A 16,552-nucleotide genomic window follows, 5' to 3' on the forward strand; every position below is an offset into this window, starting at 1 on the left:
TTCATACTCAGCAGAGGGTTGTGGCCGGAGGCGTGTAGAAGTGCGTAATGGTGCCGTCCTTGAACTTGCTGAAGAACGCACTGACTTCGGTGATTTTTTTCAGGGACCGTGACCGGTCGATGGGGTCCTTGACCAGCACCTTGATGCCGTTGAAGTTGTCCTGAATGTTGGAAAAGCGGGCCCGCATGGAACAGGTGACGACTTTAGCCGGATCTAGCTTCAGTTCCGCCGCCAACCACCGGGCATGGGCTTCGATACCTGCGTTGCTCAGATCTTCGCGGGTGTCCAGGTGGTTGAGCTTGGCCCGGTCGACGATGCATCGTGAATAGCTGGCGGGGTTGTTGCGAGCTACTTTCCGGAAGGCTTCCCAGAAAAAGCTATCGGTGAGATCCGCGAAGTACCGCATATCGCTGAGGCAGGTGTCTACCCAGGCAAACACGTCTGCGTCATCGAGCACTTCATTGATGGCCTCACGCAGGAGCCAGTCGAACCCCAATGCCGTCTTGTGGGCGTAAACCTTTCGGTACATCTGGTGCCGGCTGTACACAAAGTCTTCCAGAGCACCCAGGCCTTTCTGGGTAATGGCAAGGCCAAGCCAGGGTTCCTGCACGTCCCAGCCAAAGCGAAGGTTGCTGAGAAGATGGTCAAGATTGAAACCACCGATGGTTACCGAGGAATGAAAGCCGTCCCGGAGCATGTAATCCGCCCGGTCTGCGTCAATCTCGCCGGATACGATGGATGAGAGCAGGTCCATGACCAGCCTGGGAGTGTCAGCTTCACTCAGCAAGCCGGACTCCGCATCCTGACCGGCGATGAAGTTCCAGAATGTGCGGGCGTGAATGCAGAAAGTCTCGCTGGGTTGCACATCCGTGGTTTCCATTATGCCGATCACGTCCCGGGCATCCAGGCCGGCGTCTTCCATATCCACTGCACAAAGCACCTCGTGAGCCACGCGAACGGAATAATGCTCGTGTTCCAGTTCCCGGGGTTTTTCGCTGTGGTACAGGGTGTAGTCGGCGTCTTTCCACAGATCTTCAAAACGGTTGGGCCGTGACATAAGGTCGTGAATGCGCTGCGCCTGGGTGAACTGATGGGAAAAACTGGAGTGGCCGCTGTCATGCAACAGGCAGCCCAGGCGGATGATCTTTGCCAGATAGTCGATGGCGTCCAGTTGGTTCATGCTCAGGTCGGCCCGGTCGCTGAGCTTGCGCTCCCGGAGATAAGCGTCGATCATCGAGCGGAACATCCTCGTACCCACGTGCATAACGCCGATGCTGTGTAGAAAGCGGGAGTGGGTGGCACCCGGGAAAACGAGGCTGAGAATGTCGTTCTGGCAGATATTTCGCAGGCGCTGAAACAGAGGGTGGTCAATAACCTGGATTTCATGCCGATAAAGGGGAATGCCGCCGTGAACCGGGTCCATGATCAGCTTGTCATAAGCACCAAGCAGGTCGTTGACTGCGCTTCGCATTGCTCTGTTACTCCCGATTTCGGTAAAGATGCCTTGTTATATCACAAGGGGATGCCAGAATAGGTAACGGACGGGCGTAATTCCTTTTACCGCTGGAAGCTTAGGGCAAAGACATGACTTCGCGCACCGAGCGCATTCTGATCATCGATTCAGACGAGAACGCCCGTTCAGAGCTTGGCCGCTATCTGAGTGCCAGGGGGTTCTATGTGACCGGTTACCCGGATACTGGCTCCGCGCGCTCACTGTTTGATAATGAAACCCCGGACATCATTTTCGCCGACCTGACCCCCACGGCCATTGGCGAACTGGCAGGGCGGCTGGATGATGCCGAGATCTTCGCGCCGATCGTCGCAATATACAACACCACCAAAGCCACCGATATTGTAGAAGCCATGCGGGCTGGCGCTGCCGACGTTGTGCTCAAGCCCTGTGCCGAGGACAAGGGCGCGCTCGACGATGTCATTGGCAAGCTTTTTGACAGGGTCAGGGTCAACCGCCTGAACCATCTTTATCGTCAGGAGCTTGAAGAGGCCAACCGTGACCTGCGCGATGGTATAGCCGAGCTGCGGGCAGACCAGAACGCCGGCCGCAAGGTCCAGCTCAAGATGCTTCCGGACCGCGAACAGGTGATGACCGGTCTGACCATCGATTACCTGATCAAGCCGTCGCTCTACCTGAGCGGAGATTTTCTGGATTATTTTCCGCTGTCTGATGACAAGGTTCTGGTCTACATCGCCGACGTTTCCGGCCATGGCGCCAGTTCTGCATTCGTGACGGTTCTGCTGAAAAATCTCACCAACCGGCTACAACGGAATCTGCGGCGCGGATCCAGTAGCGATATTTTGCACCCAAACCAGTTTCTTGAACGTATTAATACCGAGTTGCTGGATACGGGGCTGGGAAAGCACGTAACGGTATTTGTCGGCATTATCTCGATTTCCGAGCGGCTACTGCGCTATTCGGTGGGCGCTCACTTTCCGCTGCCGATCCTGTCCTTTGATAATGGTGAAACCGGTTTTCTGGAGGGCAGCGGCTTGCCGGTGGGGCTGTTCGAGGAGCCGGAGTGGGATGTTTACGAAGTCCCATTACACCAACCGTTCCATCTGATCCTGTTTTCAGACGGAATTCTTGAGGTGATCCCGGAGAAAGGCCTGGATGAAAAGGAACGGAGACTACTTGAAGTCGTATCTGGAGGTCGTCACACTATTGGGGCTTTAAGCGATGCTCTGAATCTGGAAGGGATCACAGAGTTACCTGACGATATTGCTATTGTATCCGTGACGGACACGAAAGCCGTCATCAATGAGCCGACGTCGACATAGTGGCAGTGAACCCAATGGCTGGTTATAAAATCCTGCAAGCGGAACAACAGGGCATTTATGTCCTCAAGTTTATTGGAGAAATCCGGCTAAACCTCTGTTCTACACTGGATAATCTGGTTGAGTCCATCACTCAGGACCCGAACTTCAAGACCGTCGTGGTTGATCTTACCGAGACCGACATCATCGACAGCACCACTCTGGGCCTGCTTGCAAAGATCGCCATGGCCGCTCACAAACGCAGCCAGTTCCTACCCACGCTCATTTCCACTAATCCGGACATTACCCGCATTGCGACCTCAATGGGTTTCAACAAGATCTTCATCATTGTCAAAGAGCCCGCCTCGCGCATTGAAGAGCTTGAGGAAATTCCCGTGCTGAAGGCCAGTGAGCAGGAAGTCCGCGACAAGGTACTGGAAGCCCATCGGGTACTGATGGGCATGAACAGTCGTAACCGGGAAGAATTCAAGAACCTGGTGCGGGCCCTGGAATGTGAAGAACCCGGCTGAAACCGGGCCCAACCCCATTGAAGGGAAAGACTATGCCTCAGAACAACGAAGCTCAGCCGCCAGCGCCCGGGGCCAGCGGACAGCATGTCGCTGTGCTCGGCGGCGGCAGTTTCGGCACCGCAATGACCAAAGTGCTTGCCGAGAACGGCCACACGGTTCACTTCTGGATGCGAGATGAACATCAGGCGGATGAAATTCGCCAGACCGGCTGTAACACCCGCTACATGCCAGATGTAAAACTGAATGGCGATATCCGGCCAACAACAAAGCTCGAAGAAGCCGTGGCCAATGCCGGTACGGTCCTTGTTGCCATTCCGAGTAAAGCCTTCCGGGCCGTTATCAGAGAACATAGCCAAGCCTTCCGCGACGGCCAGATCGTGGTCAGCCTGACCAAAGGTATTGAGGAACATGGCTTCAAGCTGATGAGCGAGATACTGGTAGAGGAAATCCCGCGCTGCCGTATTGGCGTGCTCGGAGGGCCCAATCTGGCCAGCGAAATTGTCAGCCGGGACCTGACCGCAACCACCATTGCCGCCAAGGACCCTGACGTCCGCCGTGAACTCCAGGAACTGCTTGGCTGTGAATACTTCAGAGTCTACGCCAACGTTGATGTATACGGGGTAGAGCTGGCTGGCGCCCTGAAAAACATCTACGCGATTATCGCGGGGCTGGCATCAGCGCGTGACCTGGGTGAAAACGCCAAAGCAATGCTGATTACCCGCGGCCTGGCGGAAATGAGCCGGTTTGCCGTCAGCCTCGGTGCAAACCCGATGACCTTTATGGGCCTGGCCGGGGTGGGGGACCTGATCGTGACCTGCACATCCTCGAAAAGCCGAAATTTCCGCATTGGTTACGCCATCGGTAAAGGTAAGGAGCTGGATGACGCCGTTGCAGAACTGGGCCAGGTTGCCGAGGGTATCTACACGCTTAAACTGGTCAAAGAGAAGTCCGAGGCAATCGGGATCTATATGCCGCTGGTGCGCGGGCTCTACGAGATCATGTATGAAGGCGCATCCATCAGCGCTGTCATTAACAGCCTGATGATGTCGGTTCAGAACTCCGACGTGGAGTTTATTCTGCCCCGAACCATTTCCCAGTGAGCGCTGACCTGACGCGCCAGTCTGTTTCAAGGAGGCTCCTGTGCAGCTGATTATCATGCGCCATGGCGAGGCTGGTTATCACACCCTGGACGGTCAGCGCGAGCTGACCGAGTATGGACGCCAGGCGGTTGCAGAAGTGGCGTCGCAGATTGCTGAATCACCCTGGCGCCCCCGTGCCATGTGGTGCAGCCCACTGGTCCGTGCCCGGCAGACGGCTGCAATTGCCTCCGAGATTCTGAATTGTCCGGTGATCGAAAAGAACTTCATTACTCCCGACGATGATCCGGGCAAATGCCTCGATGAAATTCTTGATGCGCCTGACTCTCCGCTGATGATTGTGTCGCACATGCCACTGGTCGGCAGCCTGGCAACGCTGTTTGTTGACGGACATCGCAAGGGCATTCCGCTGATGACGGCCCAGGCCATCGTGTTGGATATGCCGGTTGCCGGTCCGGGCTGTGCAGATCTGAAAGCCCAGTTCCTGCCGTAAGTGGTTAAACCAGACGACGAATTCACTCAGGGCGACGAAATGAGCCAGAAACCTGAAGCCATTGCCGGGCAGATCGAAGCCGTTGCAGGCAAACAGTCAAAACCGCCGCTGGAACAGTGGCATCCCGAGTTGTCCGGGGATATCGATATTGTGATCAACCGAAAGGGCGAATGGCTCTACGAAGGTAAGCCCATTGCCCGCGAGGCCATTGTCAGACTTTTCTCCACGATTCTGCGTCGGGAAGCGGATGGCGACTACTATCTGGTTACTCCGGTCGAAAAATGGCGGGTACAGGTGCAGGACACTCCCTTGCTGGCCCACAGCCTGAAGGCGGAGGGTGAGGGGGATCAGCGTCAACTGTCTGTGACGACCAATGTGGGTGAGGTGGTCGCAATTGACGGTGACCATCCACTGAGCTTCGGAACCTATCCGGAAACCGGCGAGCCCAGGCCGGTGGTCAAGCTACCCCACGGCCTCGAAGCCCGGCTGGTTACCTCTGCTTACTACGATCTTGCAGAGTTGATCGCAGCCGATGAGCCGGATTCCGGCGCACCAATGGGTGTCTGGAGTCACGGAATTTTCTATCAGATTGCCTGATACGGTTGAAAACCTCAGGCCTGGCCCCATCAAAACACGGTAGAAAACGCAGGAAGACACTTGTTAAACTGTGTTTTCACACTTGTTACCGAGCCTGGCTCTCTAACGAGGCCCGGTGGTCGTAAGTTCCTCTGTGCAGTCTGGCTGTTCATGATTACTTTCGATTGCCCATACATTCATTAAACAGTCATTGCGTCACGCAAGGAGATCACATGGCCCAACCTCGTGTTGTCACCATCCATTACACGCTCACCAACGATCAGGGAGAAGAGCTGGACTCCTCCCGTGTTGAAGGTCGCGAGCCTCTGTCTTACCTGGAAGGTGCCCAGAACATCATCGGTGGACTTGAAAACGCACTGAACGAGAAAGCCGCTGGCGATCAGGTAAAAGTTTCTGTCGAGCCTGCTGAAGGCTACGGCGAAGTCAATGAAGAACTGGTTCAGCCGGTTCCGCTTTCTGCGTTCGAAGGTGTAGACACCATTGAGCCAGGCATGCAGTTCCAGGCACAGACCCCGGGCGGCCCCCAGGTTGTTCGTGTTGTTGAAGTTGGCGATGAGACCGTTACCATCGACGCCAACCATCCGCTGGCGGGTCAGACCCTGCACTTCGACGTCGAAGTGGTAGAAGCCCGCGAAGCAACTGACGAAGAGCAAGAGCACGGTCACGCTCACTAAGCACTTCTGTCAATGCAAAAAAACGGCCCTTTCGAGGGCCGTTTTTTTATGTCTCCGTCATGCGCCTGCTTACATGTTCGGATAGTTGGGGCCACCGCCGCCTTCCGGTGTTACCCAGGTAATGTTCTGGGCCGGATCCTTGATATCACAGGTCTTGCAGTGCACACAGTTCTGCGCGTTGATCTGGAACTTGAGGCCAGTACCGTCATCCTTCTCAACCACTTCATACACGCCGGCCGGGCAGTAACGCTGTGCAGGCTCGTTGTATTTTGGCAGGTTCTCCTCAAGCGGAATGGCCGGGTTGGCCAGCTTGAGATGAACCGGCTGATCTTCTTCGTGGTTAGTGTTGGAAATAAACACCGAAGACAGACGATCAAAGGTCAATTTGTTGTCCGGGCGCGGGTATTCAAGTTTCTTGGACTGATCCGCGTTCTTGAGCGTGGCATGATCCGGCACCGTATCGTGGAAGGTGATCGGCAAGCTGGAACGAAGAATGTTCTGCTCAATGTAGGCAATGGCGCCACCGACAAAGTTACCAAACTTGTGCATGCCCGGGCTGAAGTTGCGCTCGTTGTAAAGTTCCTTGTACAACCAGCTGTCCTTGAAGCGATCTTCAAAGCTGGTGATCTCCTCACCGGACTTGCCTTCTTTCAGCGCCTCGAAAACGGCTTCGGCACCCAGAATGCCGGACTTCATCGCGGTATGGGATCCCTTGATCTTGGAGCTGTTCAGGGTGCCGGCGTCGCAGCCCAGAAGCAGGCCACCGGGGAAGCTCATTTTCGGCAGTGAGTTGAAGCCGCCCTTGGTGATGGCACGCGCGCCATAGGCTACGCGCTTTCCCCCTTCCAGGTGCTTCGCCACTTCCGGGTGGGTCTTCAGGCGCTGGAATTCCTCAAACGGGCTCAGGTGGGGGTTGCTGTAGGACAGGTCTGTGATCAGGCCGACATAGACCTGGCCATTTTCCAGATGATAAAGGAAAGATCCGCCGGTCGAGCCGCTCTCATTAAGGGGCCAGCCGGTGGTGTGTACTACCAGGCCCGGTTCGTGTTTGGCCGGGTCTATGTCCCACAGCTCCTTGATGCCAATACCGTAGTGCTGAGGATCCTTGCCTTCGTCCAGTTTGAAGTCATTGATCAGGCGCTTGCCAAGGTGGCCACGGCAGCCTTCGGTGAACAGGGTATACTTGGCTCGCAGTTCCATACCGGGCATGTAGCCGTCTTTCTCGGAACCGTCACGGGCCACGCCCATGTCACCGGTAATAATGCCTTTTACCTGGCCGTCTTCAACAATGGTTTCAGCCGCGGCAAAGCCGGGGTAGACCTCAACGCCCAGACCTTCCGCCTGTTCGGCCAGCCAGCGGCAAAGGTTACCCAGGCTTATGATGTAGTTACCGTGGTTGTGCATGTTTTTCGGCACAAACGCATTCGGGATTTTGGTGGCCCGGTCCTGGCCTTTAAGAAGGAAGATGTCATCACGGGTCACCGGCGTGTTCAGCGGTGCGCCTTTTTCCTTCCAGTCGGGGAAAAGTTCGTTGAGGGCAGTGGGCTCGAACACCGTGCCGGCAAGAATGTGGGCACCGATTTCGGAACCTTTTTCAACCACACAGACCGTCAGCTCCTGCTCGGACTCCTGCGCCATCTGCATGATACGGCAGGCTGCAGACAGGCCGGCTGGCCCACCGCCGACGATCAGAACATCAAATTCCATCGATTCGCGTTCCACGTTGGTCTCCTCAAACATTTCTATTTAATGGGTGCCTATTGGCACTTCCCCAATCTTTCCGATGGTGCGTATGATAGCGATTTCTCGCCTCATAAACGACCGCTTCGGCCTGAAAGTGCTCAACTTGTGTTGGTCGAAGGATACCGCAAAACAGAAATCAAACAAACGTTTGTTTGAAATTTGCTCCCGGGTTTGGCATTGTTGGGTCAGCAGGGCGCATGAAGGTTGTTCTATTGACCCCACTGGCCATTGTGGGCAGTATTATGTCGCCCTGACAGACAGCAGCCCCGCGCGTAGATGCTGTCCTCAAACGTAAACTCATCGTAGAAGAACGAGGAATCTATGAAGGTTCTGGTCGCCGTAAAACGAGTTATTGATTACAACGTAAAGGTGCGCGTCAAGCCGGACAACACCGGTGTGGACCTTGCCAACGTCAAGATGGCAATGAACCCTTTCTGTGAAATCGCGGTTGAAGAAGCGGTTCGTCTGAAAGAGAAGGGTGTCGCCAGCGAGATCGTGGTGGTTACCATCGGCCCCAAGGCTTCCCAGGAGCAGATCCGTACTGCACTGGCACTGGGTGCAGACCGTGGCATCCACATTGAAACCGACGAAGAGGTTCAGTCTCTGGAAGCAGCCAAGCTTCTCAAGAGCGTTGTCGAGAAAGAAGAACCAAAGCTGGTTATTCTGGGCAAACAGTCCATTGATTCCGACAACAACCAGACCGGCCAGATGCTGGCAGCACTGACCGGCATGGGCCAGGGTACGTTTGCCTCGGAAGTAGTCGTTGAGGGTGACAAGGTACAGGTGACCCGGGAAATCGACGGCGGCCTGATGACCGTTGGCCTGAAGCTGCCTGCGGTTGTAACCACCGACCTTCGCCTGAACGAGCCGCGCTATGCGTCTCTGCCGAACATCATGAAGGCCAAGAAGAAGCCCCTGGAAACCATGTCTCCGGCCGATCTTGGCGTCGAGATTACGTCTCGCCTGAGCACCCTGAAGGTTGAGGCACCAGCTTCCCGTCAGGCAGGCATCAAGGTGGCCGACGTAGCTGAGCTGGTCGACAAACTGAAGAACGAAGCGAAGGTGATCTGAATGAGCATCCTTGTAATTGCTGATCATGACAACAGCAGCCTGACTCAATCCACACTGAACGTCGTTGCTGCTGCCAAAGCCATCGGTGGCGACATCGATATCCTGGTTGCCGGTGAAAACTGCGGTTCGGTAGGCGAAGCAGCTGCCAAGGCAGAGGGCGTTAATAAGGTACTGGTTGCCGATAACGCGGTCTACGGCCACTTCCTGGCCGAAAACCTGGCAGAACTGGTTGCCGAAGTTGGCAAGGGTTATGGCCATATCCTGGCTTCTGCCGGTACGACAGGTAAAGACTTTATGCCGCGTGTTGCTGCGCTGCTGGACGTAGCCCAGGTTTCAGACATCATGCGTGTTGAATCAGAAGACACGTTTGTGCGTCCGATTTACGCTGGTAACGCCATTGCGACGGTAAAGGCAACCGACGCCATTAAGGTGATCACGGTTCGCCCGACGGCTTTTGATCCGGTTGCAGCAGAGGGCGGTTCCGCCTCCGTTGAAGCTCTGGACCTGGTGAAAGACGCAGGCCTGTCTGAGTTCATCAACGAGGAAATCGCCAAGTCTGATCGTCCTGATCTTGCCAGCGCTGACATCGTAATTTCCGGTGGCCGCGGTATGCAAAACGGCGAGAACTTCAAGATGCTTGAGCAGGTGGCTGACCAGCTGGGCGCTGCCATCGGCGCATCCCGTGCAGCCGTCGACGCAGGTTTCGTGCCGAACGACATGCAGGTCGGCCAGACCGGTAAGATTGTCGCGCCGCAACTGTACATCGCGGTAGGTATTTCCGGCGCCATCCAGCACCTGGCCGGTATGGGTGACTCCAAAGTGATCGCCGCGATCAACAAGGACGAAGAAGCGCCTATCTTCCAGGTTGCCGATTACGGCCTGGTTGCAGACCTGTTTGAAGCCGTTCCTCAGCTTGAGGAAGAGCTCAAAAAGGTCATGTGATCTGACAGGCCCTGAATACGGGCGGAAAAGAAAGGCACCTGCGGGTGCCTTTTTTATTATCTATTTTTCGTCGGGAGGGTTGCTGCTGTTTTTGAGGCGGGTGCGCATGGTCAGCTTTTTCTCTTTACGACTGATGAACAGCGAGTCGGCAAGAAGGTGCAGGGCCTTATTGGTCGTTCGGGCCGCCTGATAGATCTGCCGACTGGTTTTATTGTGGGTTTCACGGGCGCGCCTGGCGCTTTCGCGAAATTCCTGGTCCGTCGAGAAGTGATCGATAAGACTGAAGGTGGTGGTGGCAATGGCCTGATGCATTTTCTCCACGGCGCTGGTGCCATGTTTGACGGTGTCTTCCAAAAGGCGGGCGCGATTACGGGTTTCCATCAGCTCCATCCGGCTTTTCTGGATATTGCTATTGGCAAGCCTTTGGGCCGCTCTCAGCCCGAGCAGCGCTTTCCGGTTCTGGAAGTGGATGGACGTCGCCAGCGCGAGAAAGCGGGCGGTTACAAGAATCAGGGCAGTGCTGACAAGAAGCAGGGCGTCCATGTGTCTCCTAGCGGTATTCCAGTTGCATCACGACGTCGATTTCACGAACTTCAAGCTCTTTCTTTAATTCTTTCATAACCTCCTGATATACAAGTTTTGTTACCATAATCGGAAGGCGATCTGCGAGCATTCGGGCGGACCGGGATTCCCGACGCGCGACAGCAATCGGATCCTGTACACACAGCGTAAGTACCAGCTCCGGTTCGCGGGTGTGATCCGGTCCGCCACTTTGCTCCCGGGCTTCCTGAATAAGCGCTTTCTGCAGGCGAACCTGCCAGAATAGCCAGGCGCTGATCAGGGCAAGAAACAGGCTCAGAATGAGCAGCAGGGTGGTCAACGTAAAAACCTCCGTAAAAGGCGATGTCAGTTCAGACAGTGTGCGCGATTGTGCAGCCAAAACGATTGGCCGCTGCGACATCAGCAATCAAGTTACAGGGAAATATAACGAAGGAAAATGACATGATCTGGTTAAAAGCATTCATCAGTGGCTTTCTGGCAACGCTGATTTTCCATCAGGGGCTGTTTGGTCTCTTTTATTTGGCAGGTGTGGTGCCTGCTGCGCCGTTCAACATGAATCCGGTGCCGCCTATCGGTATCCCTGCGGTATTGTCCCTGGCGTTTTTCGGCGGGCTCTGGGGGATGGTGTTGTGGCTCCTGCTGGGCCGGTTGCGCGGCCTGGGGTTCTGGCTGTCTAATGTAATTGTTGGCGCAATTGGCCCTACCGCCTTAGCCATGCTTGTCGTATTCCCGATGAAAGGGCTGGAAGTTACCGCACAGACCTGGACCGGTGGTCTGGTGTTGAATGGCTTCTGGGGCCTGGGTGTGGCTCTGTTCATGGTGTTAATGGGCGCGAAAGCAGCGAAGAAGGCCTGAGGCCGGAATTAATCCCGACGATAAGGATGACGAATGAGCGATAAAACGGATACAACCTACGACATAGTCGTATTTGGCGCGACCAGCTTTGTTGGCCAGATACTCACTGGCTATCTGCTTAAAACCTACGGCACGGGCAAAGACCTAAAATGGGCCATAGCAGGGCGTTCCAAGAACAAACTCAACTCCCTCAAATCCGACCTGGGCAAAGACGGCAGCGCCTTGCCGGTCATCGTTGCGGATGCGTCTGATGAATCCGCCCTGAAAGCCCTGTGCGATCAGACCCGGGTGGTGATTTCCACCGTTGGCCCTTACGCGCTTTTCGGTGAACCTCTGGTAAAAGTCTGTGCGGAAACCGGCACGGATTACTGCGACCTGACCGGCGAAGTGCAGTGGATTCGCAAGATGGTCGACAAATACGAAGCCACCGCCAAGTCGTCCGGTGCCCGCATTGTTCATTGCTGCGGCTTTGATTCGATTCCCTCAGACATGGGCGTATGGTTCCTGCAGCAGCAGGCCGAGCAGACATTCGGCGCTCCCTGCCGGGATGTTCGTATGCGGGTCAAGGCTGCCAAGGGCGAGTTCTCCGGCGGTACGGTTGCCAGTATGGTCAACGTCGCCAAGGAGGCCGCCGCGGACCCGGCATTGCGTAAAGAACTGGCGAACCCGTTTTCCATTTGCCCGCCGGGCCACCGGTCCGAAACCCGCCAACCGAGCCTTAAAGGCGCGGAATTCGATAAAGAGATGGGCGTATGGCTGGCCCCGTTTGTCATGGGCGCTATCAACACGCGGATTGTTCACCGTTCCAATGCCCTGCAGGATGCGCGCTACGGCAAGGAATTCACTTATGATGAAGCCATGATCGTCGGGCGTGGCCTGCAGGGCCGGTTAACGGCCTACGGCATCACCGGCGCCCTGACTGGCTTTTTCACCGCCTCAGCGTTCAAGCCGAGCCGCTGGTTGGTTGAAAAGTTTATACCCAAGCCCGGTGAAGGTCCCAGCCCCGAGGTGCAGGAAAGCGGCTATTACGACCTGCGTTTTGTAGGCAAGACTGAAGACGGCAAAACCATCAAAACCAAGGTAGTAGGCGACCGAGACCCTGGCTATGGTTCAACCGCGAAAATGCTGGGTGAAGCCGGTGTCTGCCTGGCCTTTGATGTGGCCGACAAGCCCGGTGGTATCTGGACTCCATCGTCCTTGATGGACGGCAAACTGTTTGATCGCCTGACCAGTAAGGCCGGGCTGTCTTTCGAGGTGCTTGAAACCAGCTAAGCGTCGAGACGGATCACGCGGTCGGTGTCCGATAGGGCATCCGACCCGCGCCCTACAAATTGATAACCGTCTGCCCGCAGCACTGCAAAGCAGCCCGCAAGCATGGATAGCCACATGAGTTTTTACGAAGACCGGATATTGCCCCACATCATCAACAAGGCCTGTTCCATGGGCCAGATCATGAAACTGCGCAGCCAGTTGGTGCCGATGGCAAAGGGCCGAGTGCTGGAAGTGGGCATGGGCTCAGCGATCAACATGGATTTCTACGATGCTGATCAGGTCGAAATGGTCTACGGCCTTGAGCCCTCCGAAGGTATGCGCCGCAAAGCTCAGGGCAACCTCGCTCGTTCGCCGATAAGGGTGGAATGGCTGGATCTGCCCGGAGAACAGATTCCACTGGCGGATAATTCAGTGGACACAGTTCTTTTGACTTTCACCCTGTGCACGATTGCGGACTGGAAAGCGGCGTTACAGCAAATGTGGCGGGTTCTTGAACCCGGCGGTGAACTGCTGTTTTTGGAACACGGCGAATCACCGGACGAGGGGGTTCAAAAATGGCAGAACCGCATCACACCGGGCTGGAAAAAGTTGGCCGGCGGCTGCCACCTGAACCGCAACATTGCCGACCTGATCCGCCAGGGAGGATTCGAAATCCTGGAGCTTGAAAACCTGTACGTTCCCGGAGCCCCGAAAATCGCCGGCTACATCTACAAGGGCAGAGCCCGCAAGCCCGCCTGAGAAGCAGCTGACCACAGGCCAATCCCAATTGCGTTACCGGGCAGGGCCTTATACAATCCTGCCCGTCAAAACCCCTCCTGTGCCCGGGTGGTGAAATTGGTAGACACAAGAGACTTAAAATCTCTCGGCCGTAAGGCTGTCCCGGTTCAAGTCCGGGTCCGGGCACCATATTTTTCAATGGCTTAAAAATCTGCGTTCCTAGCAATGTTTGGGAATCATCTGTCGTGTAGACACTATGTAGACATACCGTTATAACAATATGCGGTCGAGGCTTTCAGAAACCCCAAAACTCATATAGGTTGTCAAAAACTACCTTTTCGTTTAAGGACTTAACGGATGCGGCTTTTACCATCTGATCCCGATATCCAAACGTTATATGGGCGAATCAAAAATTCAAAGATCGATTTGCAGCCGGATTTTCAAAGGGGTGAGGTTTGGACTGAGGATAAGAAAAAGGCGCTTATCGACACGATTTTGCGAGGTTGGCACGTTCCTCCGATCCATATCATAGTTGTTGAAGAAACAGGAGAACAGGAGGTCCTTGATGGACAGCAACGACTGGTTGCCATACGAGATTTCATGTCCGGGGCGTTTCCGGTAGATGGATATTGTGAGCCATTCAATAAAGACATGAAGGCACTAGATGGGCTCTTCTACGAGGAACTCCCTCCGAAGCACAAAAATTTATTCGATAGCTATTCAATTCGACAGTTTTTGATTACAGATTTTGAGCCGGGAGAGCCTGGAGAATTATTTCATCGACTAAACCAGCATGTACGGCTGACACCGGCTGAAAAGAGGAATGCCTTCTATGGGCCGGTCAGGGTTCAAATTAAAGACCTTGTGAAAGGAATGCAGGAACTAGGAATTGATAAATCTATTTTAGGCTTTTCTAACTCTAGAATGGCCTATGACGATGTACTTTCGAAGTTCCTGCTATACGTCGAAAGAGGTTCAATAAGGGAAAAAATTACTGAAGGAGATGTTACGAATCTTTTCCGCAGAAACTTCGGGTTTTCGGATTCAACCGTAAATGATGCAAATGCTGCTCTGAAGGGATTCGCAGAAGCTTTTCACACTGTGAGCACCAGCAAGGTCAAGTTCAATAAAGCAACATTGCTATCTTGGCTTCTGTTCTTTCTCAGAATACGTGTGTCCTCGTATAGTCCCGAAATAACTCCCTACTTTTTACTATCCTTTGAAATGACTCGCCTCTCGGCTCGCCGAGGTTCCGATGAGTTCTCGTGGGATCAGAATGGAACGTTAGAAGGTGGTCTTGAGGAAATTCTTCATGATCAGCTTGCACTAATCAATCTATTTAATGATCGGGCAAGTTCTCGGGTGGCCGATGTTTCGTCTGTTATTGCTCGTGATTTTGTTCTTCATTACTGCTTTTTCTGGGCTTCCTCGAACATCAGCTTTAGCTACGATTCTCGGTTGTCGGATCGAGAACGGCAATTATTAAGAAGAGTTCTTGAGAGGGAGGGGATGGGTCAGCCCAGTAATATCGTCGAACTGGAGAAAATCTCTGAAGACTGGGGAATGTTTGTGTGAGGTCCAAAAAGGCTGACGATTACTGGAGAAAAATATCCGAGGACAGCGCACCCCTCCGCTTAAATAGAGTAGATTTTGATAATCTTGCGGGCGTGGGGAAAGGGACATTTTCATTTTCTTCAACCATAAATGTTGTTTGTGGTAAAAATGGTTTGGGGAAATCTACTCTTTTAAAAAGTATTTACCTCACGTTAAGCGGTAATCCTCACGACCTATATCCGGAAACAGTTTCTAGGCTCGATGGCTCAGAATTTAACGTAAAGTTGATGGATGAGGGTAAAAGTCTTGAAGTTGGCTATCCCAATACTGGTGCGCCAACCAGTGTAATATATCTCGACCCATCCGAATTATGCCAGGTATCGCTTGAGTCACTAAGGCGAGAGAAAAACCTGGATGAAATAATGGAACAACACGAGTTTTTCAAAGTCGATGAGTCTAGCCTCACGGAAATCCGGCGGATCTTGGGCCGGAGCTACAAAGAAATCGAGGTAATGGAGATTGACGACCTTGGCTCCTATAAAGTCACTCCATTTTTCAGAGTCACATTGAATCAGAATACCTACGATTCGAGAGAAATGGCATTGGGTGAATTTTCGGTCCTTTTTCTCTGGTGGTTGCTGTGGAAACGCATTGAAACACCCCATATCGTCCTAATAGAGGAACCCGAAAATTTTTTAACGCCTCAAGCCCAGCGTTATTTGACGGATTATTTAGCACTTGTTGCGTTGAAATCGAAGCTTTGGATCTTACTATCAACCCACTCAGAGCACGTGATAGAAAATGTTGGTGTCCCGTCTACTTCTGTAGTAGTTGAAAATGAAATCGATGGCTCAGTGATAGTTAAAAATCCAAGGCATAAGCTTGAGGTCCTTGAACATTTAGGACTTGATCCAAAAAAACGGGGTTTGATTCTTGTAGAAGATCTCGCCGGAAAAATTGTTTTTGAACAGGCCTGTATATATTTTGGTTCCTTTCTCCTAAATGATTATGAGGTCATAAAGAGTGATGGATCTGGTGCTATGCGGAGTGTCCTTCAGAACTTTCCCCACGATTCGAAGTGCATAGAATGTGTCGGAGTGTTTGATGGAGATGAACGAGGCAAAGTTGATACCAGCCAAATTAAAAACTCACATTTTTTGCCCGGCGATCGAGCGCCAGAGGCCGAATTTAGGGATTTAATTAGGGAAGCGCCTGGCGCCTGTGCCTCAGCGCTCCGTGTCTCAGAAGCGAGGCTCATTGAAAAGCTTAGTTTGGTTACGGGGCAGGATCATCACGATTGGCTTGACAACCTTGGTCGGTCGCTCGGTGCGGATTGCAATTCAATGGTGAGGGATCTCTCTCAGGTTTGGATTGAAACGAAGCGAGATGATTTTTATGCGCTGATAAGCGAACTAGATCCGACTGTAAAACAAGAGCGCCTCACACCTGAAATCGTGGAGGAACATCCCTCTAGGATCGTTGGTTATATTGACGCTTTGAATTTTGATCGTGGTTTTGGGTTTGTAACATCGGATGAGGGGGAAAGGTATTTCCTTCACTTCTCTAATGTTAATCACCTGAAACGTGATTTGTTGGCAGTCTCCAAGAGAGTTTCTTTTATCGCTGAGAAAACCGATAAACCGCTTGATTCAGTAGGTTCTATCGAGTTCGAATAAC

General features: G+C 53.5%; 17 protein-coding genes and 1 tRNA gene. 14 read left to right on the forward strand and 4 right to left on the reverse strand.

The features are described 5' to 3' along the window. Nucleotides 1-7: 7 nt before the first annotated feature. Complete coding sequence (locus tag E5Q11_RS03700; protein WP_135802030.1) at nucleotides 8-1,471, reverse strand: HD domain-containing protein; 1,464 nt, start codon at nucleotides 1,469-1,471, stop codon at nucleotides 8-10. Nucleotides 1,472-1,584: 113 nt separating this feature from the next. Between E5Q11_RS03700 and E5Q11_RS03705 the strand changes: the two genes are divergently transcribed. The 6 genes from E5Q11_RS03705 to E5Q11_RS03730 all read left to right on the forward strand — a co-directional run bounded on the left by E5Q11_RS03705 (nucleotide 1,585) and on the right by E5Q11_RS03730 (nucleotide 6,160). Beyond that, nucleotides 1,585-2,793, forward strand: a complete 1,209-nt coding sequence (locus tag E5Q11_RS03705; protein ID WP_135802031.1) for a PP2C family protein-serine/threonine phosphatase — start codon at nucleotides 1,585-1,587, stop codon at nucleotides 2,791-2,793. A 14-nt stretch (nucleotides 2,794-2,807) separates the two neighbouring features. Beyond that, the gene (locus E5Q11_RS03710; protein WP_135802032.1) at nucleotides 2,808-3,299 is read left to right on the forward strand and encodes an STAS domain-containing protein; all 492 of its coding nucleotides are present in this window, start codon (nucleotides 2,808-2,810) and stop codon (nucleotides 3,297-3,299) included. A 32-nt stretch (nucleotides 3,300-3,331) separates the two neighbouring features. Next, on the forward strand, nucleotides 3,332-4,399 hold the full coding sequence (locus E5Q11_RS03715) for an NAD(P)H-dependent glycerol-3-phosphate dehydrogenase (RefSeq protein ID WP_135802033.1): 1,068 nt from the start codon (nucleotides 3,332-3,334) through the stop codon (nucleotides 4,397-4,399). Between the two features lie 40 nt (nucleotides 4,400-4,439). Further along, nucleotides 4,440-4,889 carry a SixA phosphatase family protein gene (locus E5Q11_RS03720; protein ID WP_135802034.1) on the forward strand — a complete coding sequence of 150 codons (450 nt, stop codon included), beginning with the start codon at nucleotides 4,440-4,442 and terminating at the stop codon, nucleotides 4,887-4,889. Between the two features lie 39 nt (nucleotides 4,890-4,928). Next, nucleotides 4,929-5,486, forward strand: a complete 558-nt coding sequence (locus E5Q11_RS03725; protein ID WP_135802035.1) for a DUF1285 domain-containing protein — start codon at nucleotides 4,929-4,931, stop codon at nucleotides 5,484-5,486. Nucleotides 5,487-5,698: 212 nt separating this feature from the next. Then, nucleotides 5,699-6,160: an FKBP-type peptidyl-prolyl cis-trans isomerase gene (locus tag E5Q11_RS03730; protein ID WP_135802036.1), complete on the forward strand. Its 462-nt coding sequence runs from the start codon at nucleotides 5,699-5,701 to the stop codon at nucleotides 6,158-6,160. Nucleotides 6,161-6,229: 69 nt separating this feature from the next. Here the strand turns inward: E5Q11_RS03730 and E5Q11_RS03735 are convergent, their stop codons facing one another. Beyond that, nucleotides 6,230-7,882 carry an electron transfer flavoprotein-ubiquinone oxidoreductase gene (locus E5Q11_RS03735; protein ID WP_135802037.1) on the reverse strand — a complete coding sequence of 551 codons (1,653 nt, stop codon included), beginning with the start codon at nucleotides 7,880-7,882 and terminating at the stop codon, nucleotides 6,230-6,232. Between the two features lie 342 nt (nucleotides 7,883-8,224). Here E5Q11_RS03735 and E5Q11_RS03740 point away from each other — a divergent pair, with 342 nt between their 5' ends. Together E5Q11_RS03740 and E5Q11_RS03745 are read left to right on the forward strand one after the other, a co-directional pair. Next, nucleotides 8,225-8,974: an electron transfer flavoprotein subunit beta/FixA family protein gene (locus E5Q11_RS03740; RefSeq protein ID WP_135802038.1), complete on the forward strand. Its 750-nt coding sequence runs from the start codon at nucleotides 8,225-8,227 to the stop codon at nucleotides 8,972-8,974. Further along, the gene (locus E5Q11_RS03745; protein WP_135802039.1) at nucleotides 8,975-9,916 is read left to right on the forward strand and encodes an electron transfer flavoprotein subunit alpha/FixB family protein; all 942 of its coding nucleotides are present in this window, start codon (nucleotides 8,975-8,977) and stop codon (nucleotides 9,914-9,916) included. 60 nt (nucleotides 9,917-9,976) lie between these two features. On the opposite strand, the gene E5Q11_RS03750 is transcribed toward E5Q11_RS03745, so the two are convergent. Both E5Q11_RS03750 and E5Q11_RS03755 read right to left on the reverse strand, forming a co-directional pair. Further along, complete coding sequence (locus E5Q11_RS03750) at nucleotides 9,977-10,459, reverse strand: hypothetical protein (protein ID WP_135802040.1); 483 nt, start codon at nucleotides 10,457-10,459, stop codon at nucleotides 9,977-9,979. Nucleotides 10,460-10,466: 7 nt separating this feature from the next. After that, nucleotides 10,467-10,796, reverse strand: coding sequence for a hypothetical protein (locus E5Q11_RS03755; protein WP_135802041.1), 330 nt, complete (start codon nucleotides 10,794-10,796; stop codon nucleotides 10,467-10,469). Nucleotides 10,797-10,918: 122 nt separating this feature from the next. Here E5Q11_RS03755 and E5Q11_RS03760 point away from each other — a divergent pair, with 122 nt between their 5' ends. The 6 genes from E5Q11_RS03760 to E5Q11_RS03785 all read left to right on the forward strand — a co-directional run bounded on the left by E5Q11_RS03760 (nucleotide 10,919) and on the right by E5Q11_RS03785 (nucleotide 16,551). After that, nucleotides 10,919-11,332 carry a hypothetical protein gene (locus tag E5Q11_RS03760; RefSeq protein WP_135802042.1) on the forward strand — a complete coding sequence of 138 codons (414 nt, stop codon included), beginning with the start codon at nucleotides 10,919-10,921 and terminating at the stop codon, nucleotides 11,330-11,332. Nucleotides 11,333-11,365: 33 nt separating this feature from the next. Continuing rightward, nucleotides 11,366-12,604, forward strand: coding sequence for a saccharopine dehydrogenase family protein (locus E5Q11_RS03765; protein WP_135802043.1), 1,239 nt, complete (start codon nucleotides 11,366-11,368; stop codon nucleotides 12,602-12,604). Nucleotides 12,605-12,718: 114 nt separating this feature from the next. Further along, nucleotides 12,719-13,342, forward strand: a complete 624-nt coding sequence (locus E5Q11_RS03770; RefSeq protein ID WP_135802044.1) for a class I SAM-dependent methyltransferase — start codon at nucleotides 12,719-12,721, stop codon at nucleotides 13,340-13,342. 81 nt (nucleotides 13,343-13,423) lie between these two features. Continuing rightward, nucleotides 13,424-13,510: transfer RNA gene (locus E5Q11_RS03775), tRNA-Leu, on the forward strand. Nucleotides 13,511-13,678: 168 nt separating this feature from the next. After that, nucleotides 13,679-14,896 carry a DUF262 domain-containing protein gene (locus E5Q11_RS03780; RefSeq protein WP_135802045.1) on the forward strand — a complete coding sequence of 406 codons (1,218 nt, stop codon included), beginning with the start codon at nucleotides 13,679-13,681 and terminating at the stop codon, nucleotides 14,894-14,896. Next, a complete protein-coding gene (locus E5Q11_RS03785; RefSeq protein WP_135802046.1) occupies nucleotides 14,893-16,551 on the forward strand; it encodes an AAA family ATPase in 1,659 nt (552 codons plus the stop codon). Before E5Q11_RS03780 ends, E5Q11_RS03785 begins: the two co-directional genes overlap by 4 nt. Nucleotide 16,552: the final 1 nt, after the last annotated feature.

This window comes from Marinobacter confluentis (assembly GCF_004785685.1).
Taxonomy (GTDB): domain Bacteria; phylum Pseudomonadota; class Gammaproteobacteria; order Pseudomonadales; family Oleiphilaceae; genus Marinobacter; species Marinobacter confluentis.

Bases quoted from the DNA above. Each gene is read 5' to 3' on its own strand.
- E5Q11_RS03730 (WP_135802036.1), top strand. From the start codon at position 5,699: ATGGCCCAACCTCGTGTTGTCACCATCCATTACACGCTCACCAACGAT.
- E5Q11_RS03745 (WP_135802039.1), top strand. From the start codon at position 8,975: ATGAGCATCCTTGTAATTGCTGATCATGACAACAGCAGCCTGACTCAA.
- E5Q11_RS03740 (WP_135802038.1), top strand. From the start codon at position 8,225: ATGAAGGTTCTGGTCGCCGTAAAACGAGTTATTGATTACAACGTAAAG.
- E5Q11_RS03765 (WP_135802043.1), top strand. From the start codon at position 11,366: ATGAGCGATAAAACGGATACAACCTACGACATAGTCGTATTTGGCGCG.
- E5Q11_RS03780 (WP_135802045.1), top strand. From the start codon at position 13,679: ATGCGGCTTTTACCATCTGATCCCGATATCCAAACGTTATATGGGCGA.
- E5Q11_RS03710 (WP_135802032.1), top strand. From the start codon at position 2,808: ATGGCTGGTTATAAAATCCTGCAAGCGGAACAACAGGGCATTTATGTC.
- E5Q11_RS03715 (WP_135802033.1), top strand. From the start codon at position 3,332: ATGCCTCAGAACAACGAAGCTCAGCCGCCAGCGCCCGGGGCCAGCGGA.
- E5Q11_RS03700 (WP_135802030.1), bottom strand. From the start codon at position 1,471: ATGCGAAGCGCAGTCAACGACCTGCTTGGTGCTTATGACAAGCTGATC.
- E5Q11_RS03760 (WP_135802042.1), top strand. From the start codon at position 10,919: ATGATCTGGTTAAAAGCATTCATCAGTGGCTTTCTGGCAACGCTGATT.
- E5Q11_RS03705 (WP_135802031.1), top strand. From the start codon at position 1,585: ATGACTTCGCGCACCGAGCGCATTCTGATCATCGATTCAGACGAGAAC.
- E5Q11_RS03725 (WP_135802035.1), top strand. From the start codon at position 4,929: ATGAGCCAGAAACCTGAAGCCATTGCCGGGCAGATCGAAGCCGTTGCA.
- E5Q11_RS03750 (WP_135802040.1), bottom strand. From the start codon at position 10,459: ATGGACGCCCTGCTTCTTGTCAGCACTGCCCTGATTCTTGTAACCGCC.
- E5Q11_RS03770 (WP_135802044.1), top strand. From the start codon at position 12,719: ATGAGTTTTTACGAAGACCGGATATTGCCCCACATCATCAACAAGGCC.